This window comes from Halioxenophilus sp. WMMB6 (assembly GCF_033283405.1).
Lineage (GTDB): Bacteria > Pseudomonadota > Gammaproteobacteria > Pseudomonadales > Cellvibrionaceae > Halioxenophilus.
Window position 1 is genome coordinate 307,345 of record NZ_JAWMQR010000005.1, and the last position, 11,284, is coordinate 318,628.

Genomic DNA, 11,284 nt, shown 5'->3' on the forward strand with positions numbered 1-11,284 from the left:
TATTTCTATCTTGGGCGATGCCCGGTGTAAACCGGGCTATTCATGATTGACAATATCGTGGATCGGTCGCGCCGAGAGAGCGCGTTTAAAGGCGCGTTTGAATTCAAAGGGTAACAGGTTTACCAATCGGCCAATAATGGGCAGCCGGCTGATGCCCCAAACAGATCGCAATAGCTTCTCTTTCAGGTTTAATGCCTGCGTCTGAAATTTATAGTGGCTGGTTAACAGCTCGCTGTTCAGTGCCGATGCATCACCGGGCTTAACTACCACACCGCTCTGATACTCGGCCTCATAAAAATGGGTATGAATGGCGGCTGTGTCGAGTTCTGGTTGTGGTTGCCAGCGGGGGAAGCTGCCCTCGCTTTGCAAAGTTTGCCAAAACTGCAGCCACTCATTAACGCTGTAATCCCAGGGCAGTGTAATGCTGTAGGGCCTGTTTAGTAACCGCTCGGCGAAAGCACCAATATCCGGGGCGACTACGGGTAGGCCCATTTGCAGGGCGGTACTGAGTGTGTAGCTGTAGGTTTCCGGCCAGGAGCAGGGGAACCAGATAACCTGCGGGGCAATCGCTTTAATTAACGCCTGTACCGCGCTCTGTTCATAGGGCCCATGGGTAACTACTTTACTGTCCAGTGCCCGGTAGGCGTAACCCAATAGTTCAAACTGGCAATTGGGCAGTTGTTTGGCTACCGCTTCCAGCATATCGGCACCTTTCTCACGGCTAATAGCGCCGAGCACCAATACCTTTAATTTCTCACCTTTCGCGAAATTAAATTCTGGATCGGGGTAGGGTGCCGCCTGCGCGTAATCCGGGTGCCAGGCAGCCAGACCCTGAGGTAGTGAAAAATATTGTTCGAAGCGAAGTTTGGTATCCAGCGATGGGTAGATGACCCGCTCGGCATTCACCAGTATCGGCTGCTGGTTAATTCGCCACTGCTCTGCACTAACCGGAATAGGGTAGGCTTTGTGGCAGGCCGCATCCATCTCCCTGGTTGGCAGATGGCCACAATAGCGGGCGTTTTCATCGATCAACGTAGGGTTGCCGTTAATGCAGTAGTAATCGTGAACGGTAAAGTCGTATGGGCAGTTAATATCTTGAGCGAGCTGCCAAAGCTTTGGGTGCAATCCCATGGTGTGGTGAAAATGGACATAGCTCACGCCCACGCTTTTCAGTAGCCGGAGCAGGTCGTCGTACTCTTCCACCGCCTGAAATACCAGGCTGTCTTTGCAGGAGCTGCTATTTTGCAACACGGAGACAACCACCGATTCGCCATCCTGCTCTGGTGTTAATAGCAAGCTAATGGTGTCGTCCTGGTATAACTCGCTCAATTCAATAACATGCTGTTGTACACCGCCGCCTAGCCGGTGGCTGATATGCAGTAGTTTACGTTTTGATTGTTCGGCGACCAGTTTCCACAACGCCTGTAAGCGAAACGATTTAATGGGATCGCGTTTGATAAAGGCATGCACCCCCGGCTCATAATTGGGGTGCAGTTTATTGATCAACTTCATCGCCGTATGCTTGCGTTCGTTTTGCTCGTCGGCGAAGCTGACACCGCCTTTGTGGTAGGCGAAGATGTCTGTCTGCAGACTGTTCAGCCAGCCCGCCTTCTCAACCCGGTGGCACCAGTCGTTCTCCTCACCATAGCCGCGGCCAAAGGTCTTTTCATCAAAATAACCAATTTCAGTAATCGCTTTACGCCGCATATACATGCAAAAGCCGATGCCCGAGGGGATGGTAAGTGGCTCCTGACCATCGAATAATGCTGAAAAGTGGGTGTGCAATGCTTCTACATCCAAGCCAAAGGGCAGAACGTTGTCTTCACAAAAATTGGGAAAACTGCAAATGGTGGCGTTATTGGAAAAGGGGGTGATGCTGGCGATTTTGGGGTGGCGGTTGGCGGCGGTGCGCATTCTGGTTAACCAGTCGCCGGCAACTTCGACATCGCTATTAAGCAGCACAACATCATGTTCCGGGTTTAATTGCATACCGCGATTAACGGTGCCGACAAAACCAAGATTGTGCTCGTTTTCCAACAGTAGGAACTCATTGCTGGCACTGGCATCGCGCAGCCATTGGCTGAGCGCTGGGTCCGGCGAACAATCATTGATAACAATTAGCTGACCAATGGTTTTATCTATGGTGCGCAGGGCCGACAGAATGCACTCTTGCGTCTCTTCCAATCCTTGGTATACGGGGACGATTACGTCAATATAATTCATTTTTTATTTTCTCTTACCATTAACCCCAGAGAGGCCAAAATTTTACGTCTCCAGCTTTTGTGGATAGCCAGTTCCCGTTGGACTTGGCTTAGCTCCGAATTAATCTGATTTATCTGTTCATCCCGCTGCTGCACGGTTGCTTGGGCCAGGCTATGTAATTCACCAATACGGGTGAGCTCCTGATTGAGTAGCGTCAGCTGTTGATCGCGCTCGCCAACGACGTTTAAAGCGTGTGCATGCTCCTTGCCAAGCTTGGCCAATTGACCTTGCGCATCGGCCAATTGTTCATCTCGAAGCGTAATGGTTGCGAGCGCGGTACTGTGCTCTTCGCCCACGCTTGCCAGTTGCTCGTTGGTTTGCTCAAGTTGTTGGTCCCGCTTTTGGATAACTGCGAGTGCATCACTGTGTTGCTGGCCAAGCTCTGTTAACACTATGCCTCGCTCTACAAACGCGTGGGTCATCGATTTTAATAGTGAATCTGGCGATCTGTTCGGGTGCGGCTCAGCAGCGTCGGTGTTGCTCTGGTGATGACGCAGGGCTGGCTTAACGGCACTGGTGCCGCTAACTTGGTGTGGTGTGAGAGGGAGTTCCAGCGAAGCGATTACACCGTTAATGGTTTTATCGGTGGCGGTGATCAATTGATCGTAAACCACTGCCGCGTAAGAGGGTAAACTCTGCTTAACGTTTGCAATGGCTTGTTGGTAACTGGCGATCAACTGCAGGCAATAATCGATTGGAAAGGCATCTCGCTTATGGAGCGATTGGGCGACCTCATCGCTCGAGCGCTCGATGAAACAAACTGATGCAGTAATAGCCAGCGTATGGCAGATGTCTAGCCAAAAAGGAAGCGTTAAACAGAGGCGAGGATCTTTTATTACCTCAACGCAGCCCTCACCAAAACCTTTGGCCAGAATGGCCTTGCCCCGTTCAGCCAGTGGGGCGTTACCACAAATGTGGGTATCGGCAGCATCTAGATCGAACCAGCTTAAGTTGTGGTACTCAAGCAGGGCCTCGTTTAATTCAACAACCTGACGGTCTTCCCAAAAGCCTTCGTCATTGATGCCGGCAACGGCCGCGAGCGTATCGTTACCGACGCTGGCGCCGGCCTGGCAGAGTGCGGCGGTGAGTGCCGAGGTGCCCGAGCGATGCATACCTACTACAAACAGTAGGTGCCTGCTCTTGGCCGCTTGTTTTTTTTCGTTGCTCATTCGTGAACTACTTACCACCAAACTCTACGTACTTTTATTTTTTACACCAACCTGCCAAACACGAAACCCGTGCCGCGAAAAAAATTGCCAGGCCGAAGCGATAAACCATTTTTTGTGTAGCCAGTTTTTTCTACCGGTGTAGCCCCCCTGGTGGTAGACAACTGCGCTGGGGAGATACACGTTACGGAAACCGGCGTCGAGGGCACGCAGTGAAAGGTCGAAATCTTCAAAGTACATAAAGTACTGATCGTCGAAGCCTTGTAATTTGAGCCAGCATTCTACACTGGCCAACAAAAAACATCCGCTACATAGTTCAACCTCTGTGGCCTGTGTGGTATTGGCCAGATCCTGGTATTGATAGTGTTTATTGAGTTGGGCCAGTGGTGGCCAGCGCAGCAACGCCGGTAATAGTCGTGCGAGCAGTACCATGGCGGAGGGGTAGCGCTTGTTACCCCACTGCGGTGTATTGTTTTCATCCAGCAGTTTTGGGCTCAGCAGGCCGCAATCGGCCACCATTGTGGCCTGCTTTAACAGTATCTGTAGAGTGTTTGCAGCCAGGGTGGTGTCTGGGTTGATCACCAGGTGGTAATCACCCGGTGAGGCCTGCTCCTGGAGCGGGCGGATGGCCAGGTTGTTGGTTCCGCCATAGCCTAAATTGGGCGCGTCGCTAACCAGCGTGAACGGAAAGCCAAATTGGGCCGCGACCTTATCTCCGGCGGCGTCGGGCAGTGGCTGCTGGCCATTGTAGAGTATCGTCAGGTGGCCATGTTCTGCCGAAGCATCCGGCAGTGCCTTAACCATCGCCAGGCTAAGCGAAGCAAGGCAGCTCTCTAGCTCTGGCCAGTGCCAGTCGTGAACCACCAGTGATGCCGTTAAGCGCACTGCTAGCGAACCTCTTGGTGTCTATTGGCTGCCTGCTCTGGTAGACCCGCCTGTTTTTGGTGGGCAAGCCAGATGATTGGCAGCGTCCCGACCACAAACAGCAGGGGGCCAAGGTTGTGCCAGCAAAATTGCACCAGTAACGCTGCGGGCAGCAAAATCAGTAGGTTGTAAGCACAGTAATGCAGGGTGGTGCGGGCGTGTAGTGCTTTACTGCTGGCCAACTTTTGGTAGAGGTGGCTGCGATGGGGAGAGCGCCAGGCTTGGTGCGTAAGCATACGCACCAACAGGGTGTAGCTGGCATCGACGATGAATCCAGCCAGTAGAATTGCCCAGCACCAGAGGTTGATAGTGGCGGAGTTAGCGCTGATCAGGGCCAGTGTGGCCAGGCTGATGCCTAGGAACGTAGAGCAGGCGTCACCCATAAAAATTTTTGCCGGGGCCCAGTTCCACAGTAGGAATCCGATTAGCGGTGCCAGGGTGCTTAGGCATAACAGGGCCATTGTCGGAGAGCCAGCTAGGCTACTGATGATTGCCACACTCACCAATACCGTTATGGCCTCGCTTGCAGCCAGGCCATCAATGCCATCCATAAAGTTATAGAGGTTGATCAGCCAGAGCATGGCTACTGCCACGAGCGGTAGGGCCCAGCTGTTTAGATTTAACGCCAGGCCGGGCCAGAGCGGGAGCGGGGCTAGTGGGTAGAGCAGGGCGATTACGATGGTTACGGCAATGATCTGTATACCGAATCGCCAGCGTTTTTTCAGTGGCTTGCGATCATCCAAAAAGCCGGTGATGGCGATCAACAGGCCGGGGATAATCAGCGCGATCTTCTCTTTGAGTGTGATCCAGCCCATAAAATAGGCAAATACCCACAGCGCTAATATAAATACGACAGCCACCACGCCGCCGCCGGTGGGGGTAGGCTGTTTGTGAGAGCTGCGCTCATTGGGGTGATCAATCATCCCTTTGGCGATGGCGGCTTTGCGGTAGAGACCGGTGCCCACTATGGTGCCGACTAGTGAAATCAGAGCGGCAAGAGTGGTGGCAAGAATCGTCGTGCTCATTTGGCTAGGGGATTCACACTTGCTTGGTGATCGCCATCACTACATTTGGGCTGCCAAGCCAGAGTTTCGGTAGTGTGGCGGATATCCAGCGTTAAGTTGCCAAACAGTTTTTGCTCGGTGCGCGCCAGGCCCGGGATAATGCGCATAAGCAGGCGCACCAGCCTTGGCAGCTTAAAGAGCTTGGCGCTTAGGCCCAGGTCCGCGGCCAGGCGGTTGGCCATCGCCTCGGTGGAGAGCGGTTGGCCGTCGCTGGCCAGGAAGATCTGCTGGTGGGCGGCAGGGTTATCAATGCAGGTGAGGATCAGGTCGTTCAGCACCGCCAGAGATACCCAATCGCGTTGGTTGTCTGCCCCTTTAAACGGGAGCCATTGACCGGCTTTTATAGCATTTGCGAGCCGTTCGATATTGCCCTTGGCGCTGGGGTGGTAGACAAGCGGTGGGCGGATAATGGTCCACTGCAGCTGGAACCGTTCACACAGGGAGATAAACTCCTGCTCGGTGGCCAACTTACTGCGCCCGTAGGCGTCTTCCGGCCGGCAGAGGGCTTCGGCGGTGAACGGTTGCCCGGGGGGTGTCTGCTCGCCCATGGCTTTGATGCTGCTGATCAATATAACCTGGTGAATGCCGGCTTCTTTCGCGGCTTTGGTAATCTGGGCGGTGAGTTGTACATTGCCGGCCTGGTAATCGGCTTCGCGGGCCGTGGGGTTGTGGGCGACACCGGCCAGGTGCACCAAGCACTCCTGGCCTGCCAGCAGGGAGACCAGTTGCGCGCGGGATTGATAGTTCACCCTCTGCATGCCGGGCTGGGGCTGGCGCGAAAGGCCTAAACATTGGTGGCCGGCGGCCGATAGCACGGGGAGCAGGGCCTGGCCGATGAATCCGGAGGCTCCGGTAATGGCGATGGCGCTGATTGTGGGACTCCATTCACTCGCAGTTATTGTGTTCGCCATATAATGCCAGCTAAGCCTCTAATTTAAAAAGGGTTTTTACCGCTTGCCAGGGCCTTTTCAAATTGGTAAAGTGCGCGCCTCAATTTTGTTGAGCCCAAATGTTCAGGGCGGGCAAAATGCGACACACTCAAAGGGAAACGAGATCCATTTGAGCGTGTGAAAATAATACGACCGTAGCTCAGTTGGTTAGAGCATCACCTTGACATGGTGGGGGTCGGTGGTTCGAGTCCACTCGGTCGTACCAGTTTAAGTTGGGTAAAAATCATCCCTGATTTTTACCCAAACGCCTTTCGCGGCGCATGTCCGCAAAAGGCTCCCGGCAGCTTGGCTGCCGAGCGGCACGGTCCCTGTGCCGCAGCTCCATCTAGATAGGTGGTTGCGGGATTGGATCGGCGGTTTTTCTGGGGCTTTAAGTTTTCATAATTCATCCATGAATTATGAAAAAACGTGTTTCCCGGCACAGGTGACCACCATGGATGGTGGAAATGCAGATCATGCAGGAGCAATTATCTGCCCGCAAAAGGCTCCCGGCAGCTTGGCTGCCGAGCGGCACGGTCTGTGTGCCGCAGCGCCATCCAGTTATGGTGGATGGGAAGGTTATTGAGTCGGTCTACGACTCGCGTGATCACCTTCTCTCGCTACAGCTCTGGCCATCGGCCGGAGGATAAATTCGCATAGCAGCCTGGCTGCTTCACAAACTCTCTCACGTGGCTTTTGGTAGGAGTCACCACTGACTAAGGAGACGCCCATGCCGGTAATTACCCTGCCCGACGGTTCCCAACGTTCTTACGAACAGCCTGTATCCATTCTGCAAGTGGCTGCCGATATCGGCCCTGGCCTGGCGAAAGCGACCTTGGGTGGTCGTGTGAATGGTGTGCGGCACGATGCCGTTGATCTGATCACCGACGATGCCGAGCTGGTGATTTTTACTCCGAAAGATGCCGATGGCCTGGAGATTATTCGCCACTCTTGTGCTCACCTGTTGGGCCACGCGCTTAAACAACTGTGGCCTGATGCCAAAATGGCCATTGGTCCCACCATTGAAAACGGCTTCTATTACGACATCGACATGGAGCACAAGCTCACCGAAGAGGATGTCGAGGCGCTGGAAAAGCGTATGCAGGCGCTGGCGGCCACCAATTATGAGGTGGTAAAGAAAAAGGTCTCCTGGGCTGAGGCGCGCGATACTTTCATCGCCCGTGGCGAGGAGTACAAGGTGCGTATCCTGGATGAGGATATCGCCAAAGATGATCAGCCTGGCCTCTATCACCACGAAGAGTACATCGATATGTGTCGCGGCCCGCACGTGCCCAACATGTCGTTCTGCCAGCACTTCAAGCTGCAGCGTGTCTCCGGTGCCTACTGGCGTGGTGATTCCAGCAACAAGATGTTGCAGCGCGTGTACGGCACGGCCTTCGCCGATAAGAAACAGCTCAAGGCGCATCTGCTCTTCCTGGAAGAGGCGGTTAAGCGCGACCACCGTAAGTTGGGCAAAAAATTCGACCTGTTTCACCTGCAGGAAGAGGCGCCGGGCATGGTCTTCTGGCACCCCAACGGCTGGACTATCTACACCGTTATTGAAGAGTACATGCGCCGCGTGCAGCGTGATAACGGCTATAAAGAGATCAAAACACCGCAGGTGGTCGACCGCACCCTGTGGGAGAAGTCCGGTCATTGGGATAAATTCCGCGATGATATGTTCACCGTGGAGTCGGAAAGCCGCGACTTTGCCATTAAGCCCATGAACTGCCCCTGCCACGTGCAGGTGTTTAACCAGGGTTTACGCTCTTATAAAGATCTACCACTGCGCCTGGCGGAGTTTGGCTCCTGTCACCGCAACGAGGCCTCGGGCACCTTGCAGGGCATTATGCGGGTGCGCGGTTTCACCCAGGACGATGCCCACATCTTCTGTGAGGAAGATGCCATTCAGAGCGAGGTATCGATCTTTACCGACCTGCTCTACGCGGTCTACCGTGATTTCGGCTTTGGGTCGGTGATTATTCGTCTCTCTACCCGCCCGGAAAACCGCGTCGGCTCTGACGAGGTGTGGGACAAGGCCGAACAGGCGTTGGCCGATGCTCTCAATGCCAAGGGTTTGGAGTGGGATCTGTTGCCGGGTGAGGGTGCCTTCTACGGGCCGAAGATTGAGTTCTCCCTGCGCGACTGTATTGGCCGGGTGTGGCAGTGTGGCACCATGCAGGTCGATTTCTCCATGCCGGGTCGCCTGGGTGCCCAGTACGTGGCCGAAGATGGCAGCCGTCAGGTACCGGTGATGTTGCACCGGGCTATTCTCGGCTCCTTTGAACGGTTTATCGGTATTTTGATTGAGAACTTCGAGGGTGCCTTCCCGGCCTGGTTGGCGCCTACTCAGGCGGTGGTGCTCAATATTACCGACAATCAGGCCGCTTATGTTGCGAAAGTCGAGGAAACATTGCGCGAACGGGGCTTCCGGGTGGCTTCTGACTTGAGAAACGAAAAGATCGGCTTTAAAATCCGCGAGCACACTTTACAGAAGATTCCCTATCTGCTGGTCACCGGCGATAAGGAAGTAGAAAACAACGTTGTAGCTGTGCGCACCCGTAACGGTGAAGACCTAGGTACCATGACCATCGATGCTTTCTGCGATCTGCTGACTGCAGCGGTGGCGAAACGGGCCCGGGTTGACTCTTAATCGTCTATTTTTGCGCTCTGTTGACATTCGGCTAAGCTTGTTTCGAGCTTAGCCGGTTGCTTTGCGGCAGATTGACGACCAAGGCTACAGCGAAAGGGGGCAGGTGCCTCATATTTAGGAGATCTAACTATCAAAAGAGATGCAACTCCCGGACGTTCAAAAAAGGCCCGGATCAACGACCAAATTCAGGTCCCTCAAGTACGCCTGATTGCCGAAGACGGTACGCAAGTTGGAATCGTTCCCATCGAAGAAGCGCTTAGCACAGCGCAGGCCGCCAGTCTTGATCTGGTAGAAATGACGGCCGAGTCTGATCCGCCAGTCTGTAAAATTATGGACTACGGTAAGCATCTTTTTGAGATAAAGAAACAGAAGGCGGCTGCCAAGAAGAAGCAGAAGCAGCAGCAGGTCAAAGAGATGAAGTTCCGCCCGGGTACCGATATCGGCGACTACAACATTAAACTCCGCAACCTTATCCGCTTCCTGGAAGATGGTGACAAAGCCAAGGTCTCGCTGCGCTACCGCGGCCGTGAGATGGCTCACCAGGAGCTGGGTATGGAGATGCTGGAGCGCATCGAGAAGGATCTGGAAGAGTACGCAGTAGTTGAGCAGCGGCCGAAGATGGAAGGTCGCCAACTGCTGATGGTACTGGCGCCCAAAAAGCGCAAATAAGCAGAATTAGCCAGCCGAGCAGGCTGGCGGGCCAAGCCCTGGGGTAGAAGGTGAGATCCTACCGCCCTGGGGCTTTACGTATTGGGCAACTAAAAGTAGAATTGCGGCCCCGAATTCCAGGGCGAGGTTGCTGTTTTGGCTATAAAAGCGCCGTAACCCCGTACTAGCTAATGCCTTTTAGGCTGAGCTCGGTATGAAGTGTTCCGGTCACGGATCACTGCAGACCAAACAACGTGATGCAGGAAGCATCACCCATAAGCCCAGCAATGGGCTTATGCGAGCCCCAGAGAGCCAGCTCGGCTTTGCGGTGTTGGCTCGAAGAGTGTCCCCGGCGATTTATCGGTATGAAGTGCCCCGGTCACGGATCACTGCAGACCAAACAAAGTGATGCAGGAAGCATCACCCATAAGCCCAAAATTGGGCTTATGCGAGCACCAGAGAGCCAGCTCGGCTTTGCCGAGCTGTGCGAACGAAGTGCGACGATTAGCAATTTTCAGGACGAAAATTGCTAATCAGCAGGTAAAAAGCAGCCAGGTTTTTAGCTACCGACCTGCTTATTTAATCAACAGTTTGGCCCCCCATCGTTTTTGATGGAGTCTTCAAGGGCCGTACAGTGGAGTTAAGACACCATGCCAAAAGCTAAAATACACAGTGGTGCCGCCAAGCGTTTCAAAAAAACCGCTAGCGGCTACAAGCACAAACACGCTAACCGCAGCCACATCCTGACCAAAATGACTACCAAGCGTAAGCGTCACCTGCGCGGCACTTCTACTTTGAATGCTGCTGATGCGCCGCTGGTAGATCGTATGTTCCGTGCCAAGTAATTGGCTTCCAGAATAGTTTAAGAGGATTAGGATATGGCCCGTGTAAAACGTGGAGTAGAGGCGCGCCGTCGCCACAAGAAAGTTCTGAAAGCTGCAAAAGGTTACTATGGTGCGCGTTCACGCGTATTTCGTGTAGCCAAGCAGGCTGTTATCAAAGCCGGTCAGTACGCCTACCGCGACCGTCGCGTTAAAAAGCGTAACTTCCGCGCTCTGTGGATCACCCGTATCAATGCACAGTCTCGTGCATTGGGTATGAGCTACAGCCGCCTGATTGCCGGTTTGAAGAAAGCCAACATCGATTTGGACCGCCGTGTTCTGGCCGACCTGGCCATTCACGACAAAGCCACTTTTGCTGCCATCGTCGACAAAGCGAAAGCAGCCCTGGCATAAACCCATTCGCGAAGCCGAGCTGTTAACAGAGCCCGGCTAAACGGCCAAAAAAGGGAAGGGGCTCTGGCTTCTTCCCTTTTTTGTGTTTATGGGTTTCAAAATTCTGTGTCTGAAAGCTGCGGCAAGCATACCCATCAATTTACCCAGTAACAGCAAAACCTAGTGGATAGCTCAGACACCAAGGTGCAGCCGAAGGCTTTTGCGAGCGTCGAAAAACCCAGAAACTCGACGCAATTACGCCGAGTTTTTCGACGCGACGAAGGCAATCATCAGGATGATTATTGCCTTCAGTAGGTAAACAGCAATGCAGGAGCATTGCCAAAAGCTGAAAGCTTTTGCGAGCGTCGAAAAACCCAGAAATTCGACGCGATTACGCCGAGTTTTTCGACGCGACGAAGGCAAT

9 protein-coding genes and 1 tRNA gene are annotated in these 11,284 nt (G+C 53.7%); 5 read left to right on the forward strand and 5 right to left on the reverse strand.

The window, feature by feature from the left end:
• Positions 1–36: 36 nt before the first annotated feature.
• From SBL51_RS14590 to SBL51_RS14610, 5 genes are read right to left on the reverse strand one after another with little or no spacing between them, the layout of a single operon-like run.
• Positions 37–2,223, reverse strand: a complete 2,187-nt coding sequence (locus SBL51_RS14590) for a glycosyltransferase (protein WP_317931762.1) — start codon at positions 2,221–2,223, stop codon at positions 37–39.
• Positions 2,220–3,431 (reverse strand): hypothetical protein, encoded by a 1,212-nt coding sequence (locus SBL51_RS14595; RefSeq protein WP_317931763.1) that lies wholly within the window; start codon positions 3,429–3,431, stop codon positions 2,220–2,222. Before SBL51_RS14595 ends, SBL51_RS14590 begins: the two co-directional genes overlap by 4 nt.
• Positions 3,432–3,455: 24 nt before the next feature.
• The gene (locus SBL51_RS14600) at positions 3,456–4,313 is read right to left on the reverse strand and encodes a glycosyltransferase family 2 protein (RefSeq protein ID WP_317931764.1); all 858 of its coding nucleotides are present in this window, start codon (positions 4,311–4,313) and stop codon (positions 3,456–3,458) included.
• Positions 4,314–4,315: 2 nt separating this feature from the next.
• Positions 4,316–5,377, reverse strand: a complete 1,062-nt coding sequence (locus SBL51_RS14605) for a glycosyltransferase family 4 protein (RefSeq protein WP_317931765.1) — start codon at positions 5,375–5,377, stop codon at positions 4,316–4,318.
• Complete coding sequence (locus SBL51_RS14610; protein ID WP_317931766.1) at positions 5,374–6,327, reverse strand: NAD-dependent epimerase/dehydratase family protein; 954 nt, start codon at positions 6,325–6,327, stop codon at positions 5,374–5,376. The genes SBL51_RS14605 and SBL51_RS14610 overlap by 4 nt, the downstream gene beginning before the upstream one ends.
• A 167-nt stretch (positions 6,328–6,494) precedes the next feature.
• Here SBL51_RS14610 and SBL51_RS14615 point away from each other — a divergent pair.
• From SBL51_RS14615 to rplT, 5 genes are all read left to right on the forward strand, one after another.
• Positions 6,495–6,571: transfer RNA gene (locus tag SBL51_RS14615), tRNA-Val, on the forward strand.
• Between the two features lie 504 nt (positions 6,572–7,075).
• Entirely contained in the window at positions 7,076–8,998 is a 1,923-nt protein-coding gene (gene thrS, locus SBL51_RS14620; protein WP_317931767.1) for a threonine--tRNA ligase, read from the forward strand.
• A 129-nt stretch (positions 8,999–9,127) separates the two neighbouring features.
• Positions 9,128–9,667 carry a translation initiation factor IF-3 gene (infC, locus tag SBL51_RS14625; protein ID WP_317931777.1) on the forward strand — a complete coding sequence of 180 codons (540 nt, stop codon included), beginning with the start codon at positions 9,128–9,130 and terminating at the stop codon, positions 9,665–9,667.
• A 629-nt stretch (positions 9,668–10,296) separates the two neighbouring features.
• Positions 10,297–10,491, forward strand: coding sequence for a 50S ribosomal protein L35 (gene rpmI, locus SBL51_RS14630; protein ID WP_317931768.1), 195 nt, complete (start codon positions 10,297–10,299; stop codon positions 10,489–10,491).
• Positions 10,492–10,524: 33 nt separating this feature from the next.
• Positions 10,525–10,881 carry a 50S ribosomal protein L20 gene (rplT, locus tag SBL51_RS14635; protein ID WP_317931769.1) on the forward strand — a complete coding sequence of 119 codons (357 nt, stop codon included), beginning with the start codon at positions 10,525–10,527 and terminating at the stop codon, positions 10,879–10,881.
• The last annotated feature ends 403 nt before the right edge of the window (positions 10,882–11,284 follow it).

Coding starts and splice junctions, on each gene's coding strand:
- SBL51_RS14590 (WP_317931762.1), bottom strand. CDS start 2,223: ATGAATTATATTGACGTAATCGTCCCCGTATACCAAGGATTGGAAGAG.
- SBL51_RS14595 (WP_317931763.1), bottom strand. CDS start 3,431: ATGAGCAACGAAAAAAAACAAGCGGCCAAGAGCAGGCACCTACTGTTT.
- SBL51_RS14605 (WP_317931765.1), bottom strand. CDS start 5,377: ATGAGCACGACGATTCTTGCCACCACTCTTGCCGCTCTGATTTCACTA.
- SBL51_RS14610 (WP_317931766.1), bottom strand. CDS start 6,327: ATGGCGAACACAATAACTGCGAGTGAATGGAGTCCCACAATCAGCGCC.
- thrS (WP_317931767.1), top strand. CDS start 7,076: ATGCCGGTAATTACCCTGCCCGACGGTTCCCAACGTTCTTACGAACAG.
- rpmI (WP_317931768.1), top strand. CDS start 10,297: ATGCCAAAAGCTAAAATACACAGTGGTGCCGCCAAGCGTTTCAAAAAA.
- rplT (WP_317931769.1), top strand. CDS start 10,525: ATGGCCCGTGTAAAACGTGGAGTAGAGGCGCGCCGTCGCCACAAGAAA.